At 66.7% G+C, this 22,281-nt stretch carries 13 protein-coding genes and 1 pseudogene; 13 read left to right on the top strand and 1 reads right to left on the bottom strand.

Annotated features, from left to right (window positions below; genetic code table 11):
- The 12 genes from ACXJKJ_RS27695 to ACXJKJ_RS27640 all read left to right on the top strand — a co-directional run.
- Positions 1 to 1,009: WD40/YVTN/BNR-like repeat-containing protein (locus tag ACXJKJ_RS27695; RefSeq protein WP_457394128.1), on the top strand; the 1,009-nt coding region annotated here is incomplete at its 5' end.
- Positions 1,010 to 1,118: 109 nt separating this feature from the next.
- A complete protein-coding gene (locus tag ACXJKJ_RS27690; RefSeq protein ID WP_082532515.1) occupies positions 1,119 to 3,617 on the top strand; it encodes a dockerin in 2,499 nt (832 codons plus the stop codon).
- Positions 3,618 to 3,781: 164 nt separating this feature from the next.
- On the top strand, positions 3,782 to 5,440 hold the full coding sequence (locus ACXJKJ_RS27685) for a cellulase family glycosylhydrolase (RefSeq protein ID WP_457356597.1): 1,659 nt from the start codon (positions 3,782 to 3,784) through the stop codon (positions 5,438 to 5,440).
- A gap of 125 nt (positions 5,441 to 5,565) precedes the next feature.
- Entirely contained in the window at positions 5,566 to 6,744 is a 1,179-nt protein-coding gene (locus tag ACXJKJ_RS27680; RefSeq protein ID WP_057297361.1) for a glycoside hydrolase family 5 protein, read from the top strand.
- A 116-nt stretch (positions 6,745 to 6,860) separates the two neighbouring features.
- Positions 6,861 to 9,053 carry an exo-alpha-sialidase gene (locus tag ACXJKJ_RS27675; protein WP_457356598.1) on the top strand — a complete coding sequence of 731 codons (2,193 nt, stop codon included), beginning with the start codon at positions 6,861 to 6,863 and terminating at the stop codon, positions 9,051 to 9,053.
- A gap of 5 nt (positions 9,054 to 9,058) precedes the next feature.
- Positions 9,059 to 10,699 carry an alpha-L-fucosidase gene (locus ACXJKJ_RS27670; protein WP_457394125.1) on the top strand — a complete coding sequence of 547 codons (1,641 nt, stop codon included), beginning with the start codon at positions 9,059 to 9,061 and terminating at the stop codon, positions 10,697 to 10,699.
- A 29-nt stretch (positions 10,700 to 10,728) separates the two neighbouring features.
- The gene (locus tag ACXJKJ_RS27665; RefSeq protein WP_457394123.1) at positions 10,729 to 12,366 is read left to right on the top strand and encodes an alpha-L-fucosidase; all 1,638 of its coding nucleotides are present in this window, start codon (positions 10,729 to 10,731) and stop codon (positions 12,364 to 12,366) included.
- Positions 12,363 to 13,952: a rhamnogalacturonidase gene (locus tag ACXJKJ_RS27660; protein WP_057297357.1), complete on the top strand. Its 1,590-nt coding sequence runs from the start codon at positions 12,363 to 12,365 to the stop codon at positions 13,950 to 13,952. The genes ACXJKJ_RS27665 and ACXJKJ_RS27660 overlap by 4 nt, the downstream gene beginning before the upstream one ends.
- Before the next feature lie 65 nt (positions 13,953 to 14,017).
- On the top strand, positions 14,018 to 16,753 hold the full coding sequence (locus ACXJKJ_RS27655) for a TIM-barrel domain-containing protein (protein ID WP_457394120.1): 2,736 nt from the start codon (positions 14,018 to 14,020) through the stop codon (positions 16,751 to 16,753).
- A 33-nt stretch (positions 16,754 to 16,786) separates the two neighbouring features.
- Positions 16,787 to 18,697 carry a glycoside hydrolase family 97 protein gene (locus ACXJKJ_RS27650; protein ID WP_457323389.1) on the top strand — a complete coding sequence of 637 codons (1,911 nt, stop codon included), beginning with the start codon at positions 16,787 to 16,789 and terminating at the stop codon, positions 18,695 to 18,697.
- Between the two features lie 53 nt (positions 18,698 to 18,750).
- Positions 18,751 to 19,848, top strand: coding sequence for a non-reducing end alpha-L-arabinofuranosidase family hydrolase (locus tag ACXJKJ_RS27645; protein ID WP_200960109.1), 1,098 nt, complete (start codon positions 18,751 to 18,753; stop codon positions 19,846 to 19,848).
- Positions 19,849 to 20,044: 196 nt separating this feature from the next.
- Complete coding sequence (locus tag ACXJKJ_RS27640; RefSeq protein WP_056194762.1) at positions 20,045 to 21,607, top strand: alpha-L-fucosidase; 1,563 nt, start codon at positions 20,045 to 20,047, stop codon at positions 21,605 to 21,607.
- A gap of 199 nt (positions 21,608 to 21,806) precedes the next feature.
- Here the strand turns inward: ACXJKJ_RS27640 and ACXJKJ_RS27635 are convergent, their stop codons facing one another.
- Positions 21,807 to 21,950 carry a hypothetical protein gene (locus ACXJKJ_RS27635; protein WP_457394115.1) on the bottom strand — a complete coding sequence of 48 codons (144 nt, stop codon included), beginning with the start codon at positions 21,948 to 21,950 and terminating at the stop codon, positions 21,807 to 21,809.
- A gap of 80 nt (positions 21,951 to 22,030) precedes the next feature.
- Here ACXJKJ_RS27635 and ACXJKJ_RS27630 point away from each other — a divergent pair.
- Positions 22,031 to 22,281, top strand: a pseudogene (locus ACXJKJ_RS27630) (dockerin); the annotation flags it as partial.

Here is a 22,281-nt window from a genome sequence, read left to right as displayed (position 1 = left end):
GGAGACGGCCGTGCTGGGCCTGGCCACGCCGCCGGCCGGCGCCACCTACACCGTCATCAACAGTTCGGGCGACGTCGGCGCCTGGGTGCACACCAACCTCACGACCAAGCCGACGCTGACGCCGGCCACCGACTGGAGCAACAGCTTCGCCGCCGACATGGCGTGGTCGGACCCGCAGTACATGGCCACCATCGGCGTCGTGCTGGGCAACAACACCGCCTACGGCATGTGGTCCGGCGACGGCGGCAAGACCTGGGCGAAGTTCGCCACCTACGCACCGGGCGCGGCGCAAAACACGGGCGGGGAAGCGAGCATCGCCATCACCGGGCGCAACAAGGCAGTCTGGGCACCCGGCTACTCGGTGCCGTCCTACACCACGGACAACGGTGCCACCTGGGTGCCGACCAATCTGCCCGCGATCAACAGCGTCTTCCCCCGCGCCTACCACCTGGTTGCCGATCGCAAGAACCCGAACAAGGTCTATGCCTACGATTCCGGTGGCCACTGGTGGGGCACGCCGGGCAAGGTCTACACGTCGACCGATGGCGGCCACACGTTCACGCTGAGCCAGGGCTCGGTGAACGCCGGGCTGGCGCCGAACTACTTCGGCAGCACCTCGCTGGCGGTCAACCCCAACGTCGAGGGCGACCTCTGGCTGACCGACGGCAACGCGGTGTACCACTCGACCGATTCGGGTGCGAGCTGGGCCAAGCTCAGCAACTTCGCGTCGATCTTCACCGGCAACCCCTGGCCCCAGGTGCAGGGTGCAAGCGCCATCGCGCTGGGCAAGGCCAAGGCTGGCGCGCCGTACTCGGCCGCGGTCTACGTCGTGGGCGTGATCAACGGCGTGTGGGGCGTGCACCGCTCTGATGACGGCGGCGCCACCTGGACGCGCTTCAACGACGACGCGAACCAGTTCGGCGGCATCGGCGTGATGGCGGCCGACCAAGCCATCTACGGCCGGATCTACATCAGCGGCACCGGCCGCGGAATGCTTTACAGCAACTGAAACAAGGGCTCGGCAGGCCGGTGTCCAGTTCTTGGCGCCGGTCTGCCGCTGCATAACGCTCGTGACCGGCGGAGACAACCGGCCGAGCACCTTCACTGAAAGGTAGAACATGAGAACCTTGATACACGCGCTGCTGCTTGCCTTTGGCACGAGCGCAGCCCCGCTGGCGCTGGCGCAAACCTGCGCGCCGACCGCCATCACGCCCTACATCAACGTCAATGGCACGTGGACGCAAACGGCATCGGCCACCATCAAGACCGGTGCCTCGGCCATCCTCGGCCCGCAGCCGATATCCGGGGGCATGTGGAGTTGGAGCGGCTGCGGCACCGCCGGTGCAGCGCGCGAGCAGACCATCCAACCGGCCGCAGCCTGCACGGCCACCGCCACCTACACCAACAGCTGTGGCGCCAAGTCCCAGCAGGCGTTCTCCATCAAAGTGGGCACCTGGAACAGCGTGAAGTGGGGCGGCGGCGGCTATGTCGACGGCCTGATCTATCACCCGACGACCCCGAACCTCTTGTACGCCCGGACGGACGTCGGCGGCGCCTACCGCTGGAACCAGGCCACCTCGCAATGGGTGCCGATCACCGACGGCCCGGGTTTCGGGGGGGGGATAGAAGGAGCCTTCCACACCGTCGAAAGCATCGCCCTCGATCCAACCAACGACCAGCGGGTCTACATGGTCGCGGGCGATAGCAAGAAGAACGCTCGCTTGTACATTTCCAGCAACCGCGGCGACAGCTGGACATGGGTCACGCTGCCGTTTCTTGCCGGCGCCGATACCGGTCGGGCGATTGGCGAGCGCCTGAGGCTCGATCCGACCAATCCGTCGACGATGTTCTACGGTTCGACCAAGGCCGGCCTGTGGAAGAGCACGAACTCCGGCCAAACCTGGGCGCAGGTCACGGGCCTGTCTTCCTACACGACGACCAACGCCATGGTCGGCGTCGAGCAGATCATCTTCGACAACGGGAACGTGGGCGGCGGCCAGCCGACCTGGAACATGTGGGCCGCGATCGCTCCTGACTACGCCACCGCAGCGGGCCTGACCTCGACCTTCTACAGGTCCAGCAACAACGGCTATTCATGGACGCCGGTCGCGGTGCCGGCCGCCGTCGCCGGGTACTACATCCCGCACTTCGCGCGCGCCGCCGACGGCAATTACTACGTGGTGTTCAACAAGAACGCAGGCCCGGGCGGCGACGGTCCCGGCTACCTCTACAAGTACACCGGTATCAATGGCGGCGCCTGGACCTTGCTGAGCAGCACTACCACGGGCGGCTACGGCGGCGTGTCCGTCTACGGCAGCGGCCCGACCACCCGCATCGCGCTGGCCGTGAGCGCTACCTGGGGCGATTTCACCGGCCAGAAGATCACCCAGTTGTCCGACAACGCAGGCAGCACCTGGCGCGAAATCGAGTCCATGATGCCCCACGAGCAGAACAGCGCCGGGTACTGGGGCTGGAATGACGACATCGAGATCGATCCGAACAACCGCGACCACATCTTGCACCTTGACGGTCCCGGCATCTGGGAGACGATGAACGCCTCGTCGGCGACACCGAGCTGGACCACCAAGCTGAACAATCTCGAAGAGACTGCCACGCTGGCGCTCATCACCCCTCCACCCGGCGCGACCTACAAGTTCATCAGCAGCGCGGGCGACATCGGCCCCTGGGTCCAGACAGACCTCGCGACGACGCCGACCAAAGGCCCCAACACCGGCTGGAGCAATGGCAATTCCGCCGACATGAGCTGGTCGGATCCGCAATACATTGCCCTCACCGGCGTCACGCACGGGGATCACAAAGGATTCGGGTACTGGTCGGGCGACGGCGGCACCACGTGGACACGCTTTGCCACCTTGCCTCCCGGCGCCGCGACCAATACGCACGAATCGTCGAACATTGCTGTCACCTCACGCAACAACGCGATCTGGGCGCCGCCCGATACCGTGCCGTCCTACACCACCAACAATGGCGCCAGCTGGACGGCGACCAATCTCCCCGCGCTGCCGGAGACGTCCGGCTTCCCTCGCTCATACCGGCTCGCGGTGGATCGCAGGAATCCGAACAAGGTCTATGCCTACGATTCGGGCGGCTCCGTGTTTGCTGGTCCGGGCAAGTTCTACGTCTCGACGGATGGCGGCCACAACTTCACGCTGAGCCAGGGTTCGGTGTCGGCAAATATGAAGGGCAATCCGTATTTCCTGACCGGGATGGCGGTCAACCCGAACGTCGAGGGCGACATCTGGGTGGCTGACGGCAATACCGTGTACCACTCGGTCGACTCGGGCGCCACCTGGACCAAGTTCAACAACTTCGCGTCTGTTTTCGGCAGCGACTTTTGGCCCGACGTGAACGGTGCCAGTGCCTTGACTCTGGGCAAGGCAGCCCCTGGCGCGCCGTATTCCGCCGCGGTCTACGTGGTGGGCGTGATCAACGGCCAGTGGGGTGTGTGGGCTTCCAACAATGCAGGCAGCACTTGGACCCGCTTTAACGACGATGCCCATCAGTTCGGCGGCATAACCAGGTTGGCGGGTGACTGGAACACCTACGGCCGGATCTACGCCGCCGGCGGGGGCCGCGGCGTGCTCTACAGCAATTGAACCGAGAGCTCGGCAGGCTGGCGTCCAAATCATGGCACCGGGCCTGCCGCCACCTCCTTCACCTTGTTCGACGGTTATGCCCAAGCCCTGGCGCCGACCGTCCATAACGCTCGCATCCGGCGGAGACAACCGGCCGAGCACTTTCAACCTTGAAAGGTAGAACCATGAGAGCCTTGTTATCCACATTGCTGCTGGCCCTGGGGGTCAGCGGGGCCCCATTGGCCCAGGCACAAAGCTGTGGCAGCGGCGGCGGTACCACCGTCTGCCTGACGGCCACTGGCACGACCGACAACGTACAGCTGGGCTGGACCGTCAGCGGCAACGTCTCGCGCCTGGAGGTCTACCGCGATACCGACGCCGATCCCAACGGCCGCAGCCGCATCGCCGCGCCGGGCAGTAGCGCCAGGAGCTACACCGACTCCACGGCCGCAAACGGCACGCCCTATTGGTACTGGGTCAAGTTCACGACCAACGGCGGCAGCTACAACTCCGGCGTGGCCACTGCCACGCGCAACAGCAGCTGCACGCCGACGGCCATCACGCCTTACATCAGCGCCAACGGGTCCTGGACGCAGACGGCCTCAGCCTCGATCACTGCAGGCAACTCGGCCATCCTCGGCCCGCAGCCGGTGACCGGCGGTTCGTGGGGCTGGAGCGGCTGCGGCACGTCAGGCTCGGCACGCGAGCAGACCATCACGCCTGCTGCCAGCTGCACGGCCACCGCCACCTACACCAACAGCTGCGGCGCCAAGAGCACGCAGGCCTTTGTGATCACCGTGCCCGGCTCCATGCGCGACCTGACGAGCGTGCAGCTGTCGCAGCAGATGTCGCCCGCCTGGAACATCGGCAACTCGCTGGACGCCTCACCCAACGAGACCAACTGGGGCAATCCGCTGATCAACCAGCAATTGCTCAACGCAGTGAAGGCGGCCGGCTTCAAGACCGTGCGCATCCCCGTCAGCTGGAACCAGTACGCCGACGCCAACGGCAACATCAGCCCAACCTTCATGGCGCGTGTCACCGAGGTCGTCGGTTACGCACGCAACGTCGGCCTCTACGTCGTGCTCAATACGCACCATGAAGGCAGCTGGCTGATCCCGACCTACGCCTACCAGGCGAGCGCCAACGCGCGCCTGGCCAAGCTGTGGACGCAGATCGCCAACAACTTCAAGAACTATGACGACTACCTGCTGTTCGCCGGCACCAACGAGGTGATGGTGTCCGGCGACTACGGCCCACCGACGGCCGAGTACCAGGCCGTCCAGAACGGGTTCAACCAGGTCTTCGTCGACACGGTGCGGGCCACGGGCGGCAACAACGCCAAGCGCCATCTCGTCGTGCAGGGTTTCAACACCAACATCGACTCGACCTACAACGGCTTCATCAAACCCAACGACTCCGCGACCAACCGGATGTTCCTGGAAGTGCACTACTACGATCCGTACCACTTCGCCCTCGACGGCAGCAGCAACATCTGGCAGTGGGGCGCGACCGCGACCAATCCGGCCGTGACCGAGACCTGGGCCAACGAGGCCTACGTCGACGCCCAGTTCCAGAAAATGAAGTCCCGCTTCGTCGACGCCGGCTTGCCCGTGCTGATGGGTGAATATGGCGCGATCCTGAAGTCCGAGTACGACCCGGCCGGCACCTACCGCACCGCCTGGACCAAGTACGTGACCAAGTCCGCCTTCCAGCACGGCATCGTGCCGGTGTGGTGGGACAACGGCTATGACGCCAACCACCAGTTCGGGCTGTTCAACCGCTACACCGGCGCGCAGTACTTCCCGGACCTGATCAAGGCCATCGTCGACAACGCGAAGTGAGGTAGCGGCATCAGGACGGTGGCACCGAGCACCGTCTGCCGTGCCTCCCCTCGCTCCATCAACGCAGCCTGCCCCGCCGCAAGCAGGGCGGGCTGTGCCACGCAGCACCAAGCAGTAACACCAAGATGAAACCGCCTCGCCTCGCCCCTTCGGCCTTCGCCTCGTTGGTGCTGGCCTTCTGCATCGTCGCCTGTGGCGGTGGCGGTGGCGGCGGCAGTGGTGGTGGTGGCGGAACGACCAGCCCACCCCCGTCCACGGACAGCAGCGGCATGCGCGACCTGACGAGCGTCCAGCTGTCGCAGCAGATGTCGCCCGCATGGAACCTTGGTAACTCGCTGGACGCCGGCGGCAGCGAGACCAACTGGGGCAACCCGCTGATCAACCAGCAACTGCTCAACGCGGTGAAGGCGGCCGGCTTCAAGACCGTGCGCATCCCTGCGAGCTGGAACCAGTACGCCGACGCCAACGGCAACATCAGCCCGACGTTCATGGCGCGTGTCACCGAGGTGGTCGGCTACGCCCGCAACGCCGGCCTCTACGTCGTGCTGAACACCCACCACGAAGGCAGCTGGCTGATCCCAACCTACGCCTACCAGGCCAGTGCCAATGCGCGCCTGGCCAAGCTGTGGACGCAGATCGCCAACAACTTCAAGAACCACGACGACTACCTGCTGTTCGCCGGCACCAACGAGGTGATGGTGGCTGGCGACTACGGCCCACCGACGGCCGAGTACCAGAACGTCCAGAACGGGTTCAACCAGGTCTTTGTCGACGCGGTGCGGGCCACGGGCGGCAACAACGCCAAGCGCCATCTCGTCGTGCAGGGCTTCAACACCAACATCGACTCGACCTACAACGGCTTCATCAAGCCGGCGGACTTGGCGACGAACCGGATGTTCCTGGAGGTGCATTTCTACGACCCGTTCAACTTCGCGCTCAACGACAAGAGCACGATCTGGCAGTGGGGTGCGATCGCGACCAACCCGGCCGTGACCGAGACCTGGGCCAACGAGGCGTACGTCGACGCACAGTTCCAGAAGATGAAGTCCCGCTTCGTCGACGCCGGCATGCCGGTGCTGATGGGCGAGTACGGCGCCATCCTGAAGTCCGAGTACGACCCGGCCGGCACTTACCGCACCTACTGGACCAAGTACGTGACCAAGTCGGCCTTCCAGCACGGCGTCGTGCCGGTGTGGTGGGACAACGGCTACGACGCCAACCACCAGTTCGGCCTGTTCAACCGCTCGACCGGCGCACAGTACTTCCCTGAACTGATCAAGGCCATCGTCGACAGCGCCAAGTGATCCGACGGCGCCCCGGCGCTGACACCGATGGCCGGGTCGTGCCTTGCGCGCACCGGCCTGCTTTCCCGCCGCAAGGCAACGCGCGCCGCGCTGACCGAATGAAGTTGATACCCACCATGACCCTCTGGCGCCTGCTGTTTGCCACCACGCTGACGCTGCTGGCCCCATTGACCCAGGCCCAGCCTTATCGCTGGGACAGCCTGGCCATCGGCGGTGGCGGCTATGTCGCGGCCATCGTGCCTAGCCAGACCGAGCGCGGCCTCATCTACGCCCGCACCGACGTCGGCGGCGCCTACCGCTGGGACGCCGCCAAGGCACACTGGACCTCGCTACTCGACGGCGTGTCCGAGGCCGACGTTGGCCTGCTCAGCGTGGACGCCCTGGCGCTCGACCCCAAGGACAGCGCGGTCCTCTACCTGCTGGCCGGGGTGCCCTACTTCAGCGGCGGCAAGACTGCGGTGCTGCGCTCCACCGACCGCGGCGCCACCTTCAGCCGCATCACCGACGTGAGCCACCTCTTCCGCGCCAACGGCAACGGCCTGGGCCGCAGCAACGGCGAAAAGATGCAGGTCGACCCGGGTGACGGCAAGGTGCTCTACGTCGGCTCGCGCGCCAACGGCCTGTTCAAGAGCCTTGACGCCGGCGCCAGCTTCAAGCGGGTCGACGCCTTGCCCGTGACCACCACGCCCAATGAGACCGGCATCAGCTTCGTGCTGCTGGACCCGACCAGCGTGGCGGGCGGCGTGGCGCAGCGGATCTTTGTGGGCGTGTCGCGCTTCGGCTCGGTCGGCCCCAACCTCTACCGCAGCGACGACGCCGGCGCCAGCTTCAAGCCGGTGGCCGAGGCGCCGTCGGCCTACATCCCACAGCGCGCGACGCTCGCCGGGGACGGCCATCTCTACATCACCTATGGCGACGGCTCAGGCCCGCATGGCGACTGGAAGAAGCTCGACCCGCCGGAGCCGCTGACGGCCGGCCAGGTCTGGAAATACAAGGTCGCCAGCGGCGGCTGGACCAACGTCACACCCAAGGGCATCAACCGGGCGTTCTCGGGCGTGTCGGTCGACCCGCGCAATGCGAAGCGGCTGGTCATCTCGACCATCAACACCTGGATGCCGCAAGGTGGCAAGAACGCTGGCGACCGCTTCTACGTCACCAACGACGGTGGCAGCAACTGGACCGACGTGGTGGAACGAGGCTTCGCCATGGACACCAGCGGCGTCAGCTGGATCTCGGCCTATGCCATCCACTGGACGGGCTCCATCGAATTCGACCCCTTCGACACCCGCGCCGTCTGGGTCACCTCCGGCAACGGTGTGTTCCGCACGGCCGACATCGACGCCACGCCGGCCACGTGGACCTTCACCGTCAAGGGCCTGGAGGAAACCGTGCCCAACGTGGCCGTCAGCGTGCCGGGCGGCCCGCTGCTATCGGTGATCGCCGACTACGACGGCTTCCGCCACCAGAAGCTGGACGCCTTTGCGCCCATCCACGAACCCCGCCTGGGCTCGACCACCGGCCTCGCCGTCGCGGGCAGCAACACGGCGGTCGTCGTGCGCGTGGGCGGCAAGAAGATGTACCGCTCCGCCGACACCGCTGCCACCTGGACCGAAGTGGCCGGCATGCAGGGCGACTACGGCACGCTGGCGCTGTCGGCCGATGGCGCTGCGCTGCTGCACAGCTTCCGCCAGGCAGACGGCAGCAACCGCACTGTCCGCGCCGCCAACTTCACCGAGGCCAAGCCCGTCTGGACCGCCGTGCGCGGCCTGGAAGGCGCGCCGATGCGGCCGGTGGGCGACCCGGTGAACCCCGCCAAGTTCTACGCCTACGACCGCGGCACCGTGCGCGTCAGCACTGACGGCGGCGCCAGCTTCGCCGCCACGGCCCAACTGGCCGCAAACGGCTCAACGCTGGTGCGCGTGGCGCCGGGGCGCGAAGGTGATGTCTGGGTGGCGCTCAAGGCCGGCGGGCTGGCGCGCTCCACCGACTCCGGCCGAACGTTCACGACCTTCTCCAACATCGCCCACTGCGGCGCCGTGGGCTTCGGCAAGGCCATGGCCAACGCGCCCTTCCCTACCGTCTTCATCTGGGGCTCGCCCCGGGGCAAGCCGCTGGGGGTGTACCGCTCCATCGATGCCGGCGCCAACTGGCAGCGCATCAACGACGACGCGCATCAGTTCGGCGGCCCCGGCAACGGCGAGTTCGTCATGGGTGACATGAACGTCGAAGGCCTGGTCTACATGAGCACTGTGGGCCGCGGCATCGTCTACGGCATGCCGGCCGACGCTCCCCTCTCACTCAAACCCTGAGCACCATGAATCAAAAATTTTCCCGCCGCGCATTGCTGCAATCCTCCGCCGCCGTCATGGGCGCCGCCGGCCTGCCTGCCGCCCACGCAGCGCCCTCTCCCTTCAAGCCCACATGGGATTCCCTCGTCGGCGGCTACCGCACGCCCGACTGGTTCCGCGATGCCAAGTTCGGCATCTGGGCGCACTGGACCGCGCAGTGCGTGCCCGAGGCGGGCGACTGGTATGCCCGCCACATGTACATCCAGGGCAGCGGGCAGTACGAACACCATGTCAAGACCTACGGTCACCCGACCAAGGTCGGCTTCATGGAGATGAACAACCGCTGGAAGGCGGAGAACTGGGATCCCGAAGCGCTGATGGACCTGTACGCCAAGGCCGGCGCCAAATACTTCGTCTCGCTCGCCAATCACCACGACAACTTCGACGCCTACGACTCCAAATACCACCCCTGGAACTCGGTGCGCGTCGGTCCCAAGAAGGACATCGTTGGCACCTGGGCCAGGATCGCCCGCGCCAAGGGGCTGCGCTTCGGCGTCAGCAACCACTCGGCGCATGCCTGGCACTGGTTGCAGCCGGCCTATGGCTACGACGCGGAAGGCCCGCTGGCCGGCCAGCGCTACGACGCCTTCACCCTGACCAAGGCCGACGGCAAGGGCAAGTGGTGGGAGGGACTGGACCCGCAGGACCTCTACACGGGCCGCAACATGGTGATGCCCGACGGCATCAAGACCACGCAGGCCGCCCACGACTGGCATGAGAAGCACGACCGCGTCTGGGACGAGAACCCGCCGGCACAGAACCCCGCGTTCACGCGCCAATGGTTCCTGCGCTGCCGCGACCTGATCGACAGCTACCGGCCCGACCTCGTCTATTTCGACAACTCCCGCCTGCCGCTCGGCCAGGCCGGCCTGGACATCGCGGCGCACTACTACAACGCCAGCATGGCCTGGCACGGCGGCAAGTTGGAGGCCGTCCTCAACGCCAAGGAGATCCCGCATGAATGGCGAGCGGGCATTGTCGAGGACGTCGAGCGCGGCCAGCGCGCCGGCATCGAGCCGCTGCCCTGGCAGACCGACACCTGCATTGGCGACTGGCACTACAACCGCGGTGTCTTCGAGGGCCATCACTACAAGTCGGCGGCCAGCGTCATCCACCGCCTGGTGGACATCGTCTCCAAGAACGGCAACCTGCTGCTGTCCATCCCGCTGCGCGGCGACGGCACCATCGACACCGACGAGCGCAAGGTCCTGGACGGGCTCGCCGAATGGATGGGCCGCAACGGCGAGGCTATCCATGGCACGCGCCCGTGGCGCAGCTTCGGCGAGGGGCCGACGCAGATCGGCGGCGGCATGTTCAGCGAAAACCAGGTCAAGGACTTCACCGACCAGGACATCCGCTTCACCACCAAGGCCGGGGCGCTCTATGCCATCGGGCTGGCCTGGCCCAAGAGCGGCGTCATGCGCATCGCATCGCTGGCTCAGGACGCGGCGCTGGCGCCCGGCGTGATCGAGCGCGTCGAGGCCGTGGGCTCCACCGACAGCCTGCCCTTCAAGCGCACCCCGCAAGGGCTGGAGGTGCGGCTGCCCGAAGGGCTGGCCGGCACGCCCGCGATCGCGCTGAAGGTGCGCGGCACTGGCCTCGCATGAGCGGCCGCCCTTTTCACTAACAGCGAGCCATGACGCAGAAACTTTCCCGCCGCTCGCTGCTGCAAGCCACCGCTGCCACGATGGGCGGCGCCGGGCTGCCCACCGCGCAAGCCGCCCCCGCCCCGTTCAAGCCGACCTGGGATTCCCTCGTCGACGGCTACCGCACACCCGACTGGTTCCGCGATGCCAAGTTCGGCATCTGGGCGCATTGGAGCGCGCAATGCGTGCCCGAGAGGGGCGACTGGTATGCCCGCAATATGTACATGCAGGGCAACTGGCAATACGACCACCACGTCAAGACCTACGGCCACCCGACGAAGGTCGGCTTCATGGAGATGCAGAACCGCTGGAAGGGGGAGAACTGGAACCCCGAAGCGCTGATGGACCTGTACGTGAAGGCGGGTGCGAAGTACTTCGTCTCGCTCGCCAACCACCACGACAACTTCGACGCCTACGACTCCAAGTTCCACCCCTGGAACTCGGTGCGCGTCGGTCCCAAGAAGGACATCGTCGGCACCTGGGCCAAGCTGGCCCGCGCCAAGGGGCTGCGGTTCGGCGTCAGCAACCACTCGTCGCGTGCCTGGCACTGGTTGGCGCCTGCCTATGGCTACGACCCCGAAGGCCCGCTGGCCGGCCAGCGCTACGACGCCTTCAACCTGACCCAGGCCGACGGCAAGGGCACATGGTGGGAAGGCCTGGACCCGCAGGACCTCTACACGGGGCCCAACAGAGTGATGCCCGACGGCATCAGCACCGTGGCCGCCGTCACCGAATGGCATAAGCGCAGTTACTACACCTGGAAAGACGTGGAGCCACCGAACAACCCGGCGTTCATTCGCCAGTGGTTCCTGCGCTGCCGCGACCTGATCGACAGCTACAAGCCCGACCTCGTCTACTTCGACAACGCTCACCTGCCGCTCGGCCAGGCCGGCCTGGACATCGCGGCGCACTACTACAACGCCAGCATGGCCTGGCACGGCAAGGTAGAGGCAGTCATCAACGCCAAGGAGCTCTCACCCGTAATGCGTGGCGGCGTGGTGGAGGACCTCGAGCGCGGCCAGCGCGCCGGCATCGAGCCGCTGCCCTGGCAGACCTGCACCTGCATCGGCGACTGGCACTACAACCGCGGCATCTTCGACGCTCACGGCTACAAGTCGGCCGCCAGCGTCATCCACCGCCTGGCGGACATCGTCTCCAAGAACGGCAACCTGCTGCTGTCCATCCCGCTGCGCGGCGACGGCACCATCGATGCCGACGAGCGCAAGGTCCTGGAAGACATCGCCGCCTGGATGGACCGCAACGGCGAGGCCATCCATGGCACGCGGCCGTGGCGCACCTTCGGCGAAGGGCCGACGAAGGTCGGTGGTGGGATGTTCAGCGAAGGCCAACTCAAGGGCTTCACCACCCAGGACATCCGTTTCACGACGAAGGCCGGCGCGCTCTACGCCATCGGGCTGGCGTGGCCGACGGACGGCGTCATGCGCATCGCCGCGCTGGCGCAAGACTCGGCGCTTGCTCCCGGCGCGATCGAGCGCGTCGAAGCCGTGGGCTCCACCGACAGCCTGCCGTTCAAGCGCACGCCGCAAGGGCTGGAGGTGCGGCTGCCTGAAGGCCTGGCTGGTTCGCCGGCCGTGGCGTTGAAGATTTCGGGCGGAGGACTCGCATGACGCTACCTATCCGCAGACATTTCCTGGCACGGGCGATTGCGCTCGTTGCCGCGCTGCCGGCTTGCTCGCTGGCGGCGCCGCCCATACCCACGAGCTCGCTGTTCGACGTCAAGCGCTTCGGCGCCAAGGGCGATGGCCGCACGCTCGACTCGCCAGCGATCAATGCGGCCATTGCTGCCGCAGCGACAGCGGGCGGCGGTACTGTCTATTTCCCGCCGGGGCGCTACCTGTCCGCGTCGATAAGGCTCAAGAGCAATATCACGCTCTACCTGGAAGCGGGCGCGGTGATCGAAGCGGTTGACGCGAGCGTGGCGCGCTACGACCTGCCCGAGCCGAACGAGGCCGGTGGCAACTATCAGGACTACGGCCACAGCCACTGGCAAAACAGCCTGATCTGGGGCATTGGCCTGAATAACGTGGCCATCGTCGGCGGCGGCTTGATTCACGGCAAAGGCTTGATCAGCGGCCACGACAAGTACACGGGCTACTACACCGACAAACCGGATCAGCCCGGCGAAGCCGACAAGGCGATTGCGCTGCGCGAGTGCCGCAACGTGACCTTGCGTGATTTCTCGATCCTGCATGGCGGCCACTTCGGCATATTGGCGACCGGCTGCAGCAATCTGCTGATCGATCACTTGATCATCGACACCAACCGCGACGGCATGGATATCGACGCCTGCAGCAACGTGCGCGTCACGAATTGCAGCCTGAACACGCCCTGGGACGATGCGATCTGCCTCAAGGCCAGCTACGGCCTGGGGCGCATCCAGCACTGCGAGAACATCACGATATCCGACTGCCTGGTGTCGGGGAATTTCGACGAGGGCAGCCTGATTGATGGCACCTTCAAGCGCAGTGCACCGGAATACCGGTCGGGGCGATACGGCCGCATCAAGATGGGCACCGAATCGAATGGCGACTTCAAGAACATCACCATCACGAACTGCATTTTCGACGAGTGCCGGGGCCTGGCGATCGAGAGCGTGGACGGTTCGCACATCGAGGACCTGACGATCTCCAACATCACCATGCGCAACGTGGTGAACGATCCGATCTTCATACGCTTGGGCGCGCGCCTGCGCGGACCGAACAAGCCGCCGGTGGGCACGATCAAGCGCATCAATATCAGCAATGTTGTGGTGTCCGGTGCGCACGTCAATCACGCAAGCACCATTGCCGGGCTGGAAGGGCACCTGATCGAGGATATTCGCATCAGCAATGTGCAGATAGAAACGCAAGGCGGCGGCGATGCGGCCTGGAGCAAGGTGGTTCCGCCCGAAAACGCAAACGGATATCCGGAGCCCGGCATGTTCGGCAAGGCGCCGGCGTATGCGTTTTACATGCGCCATGTGAAGGCCATCGAGGCTCATCACGTCAAGGTCGGCTACGTGAAGCCGGAGGGGCGAACCGCGGTCGTGCTGGACGATGTCAGCGATGCCAGCTTCCATGCCGTCAATCTGCGGCGCGGGCACGGCGGGGCGGCGCTGTTCGTGCTGCGCGGCGTCAGCGATTTCTCGGCCAGGGACGTGCGCGGCATGCCGGACCGCGAGATCCCGGAGCGTGTGGATGCGCTGACCTTGTAGACATGCAAGACCATGTTCAACGCGCCCTACCCCACCGTCTTGCCCATCAAAACCAGAGCGATGACATGAAATACACCAAGCACACCCTCTCCCGGCGCGAGGCGTTGCGGGCCGCCCTCGCTGCTGCCGCCACCCCACTGGGCGCTGCGGCGGCAACGGCCGCGACGGCCTCCTTGTCCGGCGTGGCGAACGCCGCCGCCGGCAACCTGGCGCCGGGGAACGCCGAGGCCCGCCGCGCGCACCCGTCGCCAGCCCCGGAATGGGTGCTGACGACGCCCCAGGGCACGCTGCGGATCAGCGCGCTCTGCGACCGGGCGCTGCGAGTGCGCTTCCTTCCTTCGCAGGCCTCAACGCAAGCCTCAACGCCGGCGCCACCACCAAGCCTCGCGCTGCTGCCCGGCCGTGCCAAGCTCCTGATGAAGCAGACGCCGGGCGCTGATGCGACCCGCCTGGAACTGCCGGCCATCCGCTGCGAGGTGGACAACGGCACCGGGGCGCTGCGCTTCTTCGACCGTAACGGCGCCTTGCTGCTCGCTGAAGCGCCCGGCACCCGGCGGCTGACGCCGTCGCGGCTGGGCGACGAGCCTGTGTTCATCGCCGAGCAGGTGTTCGAGTCACCCGCCGACGAACGGCTCTACGGCACCGGCTGCTTCCAGGACGGCGCCATGGACCTGCGCGGCCACCCGCGCCGCCTGACGCAGGTGAACACGCAGATCAGCCTGCCTTTCATGCTGTCCAGCCGCGGCTACGGCCTGCTCTGGCACAACAACGGCATGGCCGAGCTGAACACGCCCGAGCAGCTCGTGGCGCTGAGCCGTGTCAACGCCGAAAGCAAGGCCGAAGTCGTGGATGTGACGACCACCACGGGCAATGCGCAGGTCGTGCGCAACCTGACGCGCTTTGAAGGCACGTTCCGAACGGAAACGGCCGGCCGTTTCGCCTTCCTCCTCGACGTTGGCCGCGCAATGGGTTCGCGCCACTCGGTGGAGATCGACGGCAAGTCCTGCGTCGAGATCGTGAACCACTGGCTGCCGCCGACGGTCGGCTTTGTCGTCGAGTTGCCGGCAGGCGAACACCAGGTGCGCATCCACGCCGACAAGGACGACTCTCCCTCTCTGCGCTTTGGCGCCGTGCGCGCCAGCACGGCGTGGCGCTCACCGGTGGCCGATGCCATCGACTACGTCGTCATCGCCGGCCCCAGCGCGGACGAGGTGTTCGAGGGCTATCGCGAGATCTCCGGGGCCACGCCGATGATGCCGCGCTGGGCCTATGGCTACATCCACTGCCGCGAACGCTTCCATTCGTCGCAGGAGATCGTCGACACGTTGCGCGAATTCCGCCGCCGCAAGCTGCCCGTCGACGTGATGGTGCAGGACTGGCAGTACTGGGGCCGTCACGGCTGGAACGCGATGCGTTTCGACGAGGCCCACTACCCCGATCCCGCCGCGCTGGTGCGCGAGGTGCACGGCTTGAACGGGCGGCTCATGCTGTCGGTGTGGGCCAAGATCGGGCGCGACACCGAGCTCGGCCGCAGCACCGCAGCCGCCGGCCATTACATCGACCAGACCGACTGGGTCGACTTCTTCGACCCGAAGGCCGCCGCCTTCTACTGGAACAACCAGCGCGAACGCCTGCTCAAGCTCGGCATCGACGCCTGGTGGCAGGACGCGACGGAGCCCGAGAACGACGACCTGGTGGGCCGGCGTACGGCCGCAGGCCGTGGTGAGCGCGTGCGCCTGGCCTACCCGTGGTACGTCACGCGTACCGTTTACGAAGGCCAGCGCCAGGCGGCACCTGACCGGCGCGTGATGATCATGACGCGCTCGGCCTTCCCCGGGCAGCAACGGCATGCGGCAGCCACCTGGTCGGGCGACATCGGCAACGACTGGGACACGCTCAAGCGGCAGATCCCCGCGGGCCTCAACATGGCCGCCGCCGGCTATGCCTACTGGACGGTCGACGCCGGTGGATTCTTCCGTCCGGGCGACGGCCAGTACACCGACAAGGCGTACCACGAGCGCCTGATCCGCTGGTTCCAGTACGCGACCTTCCTGCCGCTGCAGCGCGTACATGGCTACATGACCAACACCGAGTTCTGGCGCTATGGCGACAAGGTGGAGGCGGTTGCACGCCAGTACCTGGAGCTGCGCTATCAGCTGCTGCCCTACCTCTACAGCCTGGCCCACGAGGTGCATGCAAAGGGCGCACCGATCATGCGGCCGCTCGTGTTCGATTTCCCGCAGGACCAGCAGGCCCTGGACCAGGCGCACAGCTACATGTTCGGCCGCGCCCTGCACGTGGCGCCAGTGCTGGCGCCTGACGTGTCGAGCTGGCCCGTGTACCTGCCGCAGTCTGCGGGCGGCTGGGTCGATTTCTGGACGGGAGAACGGCGCGCGGGCGGCCGCACGCATGACGTGGCGTCGCCGCTGGAGCGCATGCCGCTGCACCTGCGCGCGGGCAGCATCCTGCCGCTCGGGCCGGTGCTGCAGTCCACCGCCGAGGCCACCGGTGAGGTGCTCGACCTCTACGTCGTGCCTGGCGCCAACGGCGCTTTCGACCTCTACGAGGACAGCGGCCTGGACTATGCCTACGAGAAGGGCGGGTTCAGCGTGATCCGCATGACCTGGGACGACAAGCGCGGCGTGCTGCGCCTGGCGGCGCGCAACGGGCGCTTCGCGGGCATGCGCACGACCAAGCGCTTGCGCATCCACCGCCTCGGCGACGGCGTGCCGACGCTGCAATCCAACCCGCTGCGCGAGGTGGTCTACACCGGGCACGCCGTCGAAATACGCCTGGGCTAACCGCTCTCCAGCCCCAACTCTGCTCACACATCCATGAAGACCACCACCCACCTCGCCATCGCCGCGCTCGCCCTGGCCGCATCGGGCGCCTACGCGGCCGACGCCGTCATCACCTCGCCCGATGGCCACGTCGCGCTGCGCATCGCCGACAACGGCGGCCAGTTCAGCGTCAGCCGCCATGGCGAAGCCGTCATCGCTCCCTCACCGCTGGGGCTTGATCTGGACGGCCAAGCCCTCGGCGCGTTGACGCTGGAGTCGCGCCAGGACGTCGCGGAGGACCGCGTCATTCCTCTCGTCGCTACGAAGGCGGCCACGGCCCGCGACCACTACCGCGGCGCCACGCTCACCTTCCGCGAGGCAGGCTCCGGCCGCCGCCTCTTCATCGATGCACGCGCCTACGACGACGGCGTTGCCTTCCGCTACCGCCTGGAAGACACCGGACCGGTGAAGCTGCGCGGCGAGCGCACGGCCTTCGTGCCGGCGGGCGACCCGACCTGCCTGGTTACGCCCACCGACGGTTCGCACGAGCAGGCGTTCGAGCGCCTGAAGGTCTCGCAATTCAAGGCCGACGCCGCCTACGACGTGCCGGTAGTCTGCGCCACGCCGTCGGGCCGCACCCACTACGCCATCACGCAGGCCAACCTGAAGGGCTACACCGGTGCCTCGCTGCGGCGCGAGGGTGAGGCGCTGCGCCTCCAACTGTCCGGCGTGCCGGGACGCGCCGGCCCGGCCTTCGTCTCGCCGGCCGGGCTGACGACCGCCTGGCGTGCCGTCATGCTGGCCGACCAGGCCGGCAAGCTGATCGAGTCGCACCTCGTCGGCAACCTCAATCCGGCGCCGCAAGGTGACTTCAGCTGGGTCAAGCCCGGCAAGGCGGCATGGGATTGGTGGTCCGGCCCACTGGTGGGCATGAAGCCCGACATGGGCGCCTACAAGCGCTTCATCGACTTCGCCGCCGAGTCCGGTTTCCCCTACTACCTCATCGACGCGAACTGGGCCTCCGGCCCGAGCGGCTGCTGCGATGCCAGCCCGGAGACCGACATCACGCGACCGGCCAAGGGCATCGACATGCCCGAACTCGCGCGCTACGCCGCAGCCAAGGGCGTGGGCCTGATGCTGTGGGCGCATTGGGCGCATGTGGACGCACGCATGGACGAGGTGCTGGACACCTACGTCCGCTGGGGCATCAAGGGCGTCAAGGTCGACTTCATGAACCGTGACGACCAGCAGGTGGTGGACTTCTACGAGCGCATTGCCGCCGCCACCGCCAAGCGCAAGCTGCTGCTGGACCTGCACGGCGCCTATGTGCCCGCCGGCCTGCAGCGCACCTATCCCAACTACATCACGCAGGAGGGCGTGCTCGGTGCCGAGTGGAGCAAGATGACCACGCGCACCACCCCCAGCCACAACGTGACCTTGCCGTACACGCGCATGCTGGTCGGCCCGATGGACTACACACCCGGAGGCTTCCGCAACGCGACACCGGCCACCTTCGAGGTGCGTGCAGTGATGCCACTGGTGCAGAACACGCGCGGCCAGGCGCTGGCGATGTACGTCGTCTACGACAGCCCGCTGCAGATGGTGTCGGACGACCCCACGAATTACCGCGGCGAGCCCGGCTTCGACTTCATCAAGCGCGTGCCGACGGCCTGGGACGAAACCCACTTCATCGCCGGCGAGCCGGGGCAGGACATCGTGCTGGCGCGCCGCCAAGGCAAGAACTGGTACATCGGCGCGATGACGGGCGACGAGGCCCGCACCGAGAAGGTGTCGCTCGGCTTCCTGCCGCCCGGCAACTGGCGCGCCACGATCTGGCAGGACGGCGAGGTCGTGCGCGAAGTGCGCCGCACGGAACGCAAGGTGACCCGCAAGGACGTGCTGAGCCTGTCGCTGGCCGCCGCGGGTGGCGCCGCCGTGGTGCTGGAGCCGCTACCGACGCCGTGAGCAGCGCGCTCACGCCTGTCATTCCATCCATCAACCACAACCCGTTTTCCCTCATGAACAAGTGCACTAAACAACTTCTCGTCTCTTCGATGCTCGCGGCGGGCCTCTTGGCCGGCTGTGGTGGCAGCAGCGCAGCCGCCGACGCGAAGCCCGTCGTCGTCGGCGGGACGCCGGCCCAGGCCATCGCCTTTGAATGGAAATCCAGCGAGGCGCTGATCAAGCCGCCGGCCGACCGGGCGGACATCTTCGGCGTCAAGGACCCGACCATCGTGTTCCACGACGGCCGCTATCACGTCTTCATGACCACTGCGGGCAAGAACGGCTGGGGCATGGCCTACACGAGCTTCGCGAACTGGGATGAGGCGCCGAAGGCCCCGCAGTTCATGCTCGAGAAATCGCCCATCGGGCCGGGCTATCGCGCGGCACCCCAGGTCTTCTACTTCGCGCCGCAGAAGCTCTGGTATTTGATCTTCCAGGGCGGTGACCCGCTCTATTCGACCACCCCCAACATCGCCGACCCCCACTCGTGGACGGCGCCCAAGCCCTTCTATTCGGCCATCCCGGCCAGCGTCAAGAACGCCGAGGGCCATGCGGTCTGGCTGGACTTCTGGAACATCTGCGACGACAAGAAGTGCCATCTCTTCTTCACAGGCGACAACGGCAGCTTCTACCGCGGCGAGACGACGATCGACCGCTTCCCTCAGGGCTTCGCCGAACCCGTCGTCGTCATGGCGGAAAAACGCGATGACATGTTCGAGGCCAGCAACACCTACAAGATCACCGGCACCAACAAGTACCTGACGCTGATCGAGGCGATGGGGCCCAAGGGCCGGTATTTCCGCGCCTGGACGGCGGATCGCCTGGATGGCGCCTGGCAACCCATTCCCGGCGCCCCGATGAACAGGTTCGCTGGCGCAGACAACGTCAAGTTCAACGGCCGGATCTGGTCCGAAGGCGTATCCCACGGCGAAATGATTCGCGACGGCATCGACCAGACTCTGAGCATCGACCCCTGCCAGCCGCTGAAGTTCCTCTTCCAGGGCCTGGACATGGAAAAGGGCAAGAACTACGACTACATCGAGCTGCCCTATCGGCTGGGCGTGATCACCGCCACCGCCCCGAACGCCATCAGCGAGCTGTGCAAGAAATGACTGCCTGCCCTGCCGCGGCAACTCGTCCCTGTCGGGCTGGCAGGCCCACGCACTGAGCTGCGTCCCCGGCGGCCAACGCGACCAGCTATATCGATACCACGGCCGCCAATGGAACGCCGTACTGGTACGACCGGTGCGCAATGTTCCCCGACCTGGTCAAGGCCATCGTCGACAACGCCAAGTGAGAGAGAACCCCATGTCAAGCCTGAGTAAACGCAGCTTCCTGACCACGCCACTGCTGGCCGCCGCCGGCCTGGGCGCCGCCCGCATTGCACAGGCGCAAGACTGCGCGCCAGTGGCGCCCGCCCCATACAAGCCGCCGCCGCTGGCGTCCGGCCCGTTCACGGCCGCTGCCGAGTCGCTGCGCAAGTCGGCGGTCCCTGCGTGGTTCCGCGAGGCCAAGCTGGGCATCTGGTCCCACTGGGGGCCGCAAGCCGTGCCCAGCCGCGGCGACTGGTATGCCCGATTCATGTACGTGCCCGGCCACCCGCACTACGACCACCACGTGAAGACCTACGGCCACCCGTCGGAGTTCGGCTACAAGGACATCATCAAGCTGTGGAAGGCCGAGCGCTTCGAGCCCGAAGCGCTGATGGACCGCTACGCGGCGGCGGGTGCGAAGTACTTCGTCTCGATGGGCGTGCACCACGACAACTTCGACTTGTGGAATTCCAAGCACCACCGCTGGAACGCCACCCAGATGGGGCCGATGCGCGACGTGGTCGGCGAATGGGGCCGCGCCGCGCGCAAGCGCGGGCTGCGCTTCGGTGTCTCCGAGCACCTGGCGACCAGTCACAACTGGTGGTGGACCAGCCACCAGTGCGACCAGTTCTGGCCCAAGCTGGGCGTGGCCTATGACGGCGCCAATCCCGAGAACTTCGACCTCTACCACGAGCCGCACAACACGCCGTACCTGAACCGCGGCGGCGACTGGTACACCAACAACCCGAAGTTCCACGAGATCTGGTACCGCCGCATCATCGACCTCATCGACAGCCACCAACCCGACTTGCTGTACTCCGACGGCGGCATCCCGTTCGGCGATGTGGGCCGCGCCATGGTGGCCCACCTGTTCAACACCTCGGTCCGCCGCCATGGCGACATGCAGGCCGTGTACAACCACAAGTCGCTGGGGTCGGGCGAGTACATCGCCGAGGTGGGCGTGCAGGACGTCGAGCGTGGCGTGCTCCCGGGCATCAACCCGCTGCCATGGCAGACCTGCACCTCCAACGGCGACTGGTTTCACTCCGAGCACGACCGCTACAAGACGCCGGCGCAGGTGATCACGATGCTGTGCGACATCGTCAGCAAGAACGGCAACATGCTGCTCAACGTGGTGCAGCGCGCCGACGGCACGCTGACGGCCGAATCAGACCTGCTGATGACCGAGATGGCCGCCTGGATGAAGCTCAACGCCGAAGCCATCCACGGCACGCGGCCGTGGAAGATCCACGGCGAAGGCCCGACCGAGGCCGCCAGCGGCGCCTTCAAGGAGAACGTGGACTACACGGCGCAGGACATCCGCTTCACGACCCGGGGCGATGCGCTGTACGCGCTGACGCTGGGCGAACCCAAGGGCACGCTGAAGATCGCCTCGCTGCGCCAAGGCAACGCCCACGATCCGCGCCCGGTGCGCCGGGTCGAACTGCTGGGGGGCGGGCCGCTGAAATTCCGCCAGACCGCCCAGGCGCTGGAGGTCGACGTGCCCGAGCGCATGCCCAGCCGCCACGCCAGCGCGTTGCGCATTGCCCGCGGCTGAAGGCGCCAATGGCGCCGGGTCGGATGAGCGGCGGTGTGGTCGCGTGATCGCGCTGTCTGCGGCCATCGATCAGAGAAGTGTCGTGAAAGCCAGTAATGCGCAACCTGTGATCAGCGCCGCCATGTCAAGCCCTCAACGAACCCAACCTCGTTTCCCATCATGAAGAAGTACAGCAAACCACTCACCGTTCTCTCCATCGTCACCGCGACCCTGGTGGCCGGCTGTGGCGGCGGCGGCGGCGGTGGCGACGCACCCGCACCCGCTCCTGCTCCTGCACCTGCACCTGCACCTGCACCTGCACCTGCACCTGCACCGGCACCGGCTCCGGCTCCGGCTCCGGCACCTGCTCCGGCTCCGGCTCCGGCTCCGGCTCCGGCTCCGGCTCCGGCTCCGGCTCCGGCCGAGGGCACCACCTGGACGAGCGTGAAGTGGGGCGGCGGCGGCTACGTCACGGGCCTGGTCTTCCACCCGACCACCGCCAACCTGCTGTACGCGCGCACCGACATCGGTGGCGCCTACCGCTGGAACCAGCCCACGTCGTCCTGGGTGCCCATCACCGACGGCCTGGGCTTCGGTGGCGGCGAGGCCAGTTTCCACGGCGTCGAGAGCATCGCCGTCGATCCGAACAACGATCAGCGCGTCTACATGGGCGCCGGCATGTACACGTCCGGTGG

The organism is Roseateles sp. P5_E1 (genome assembly GCF_054049335.1).
Note: the sequence above shows the minus strand (reverse complement) of the source record. Positions and strands in the feature narration are given on the sequence as shown.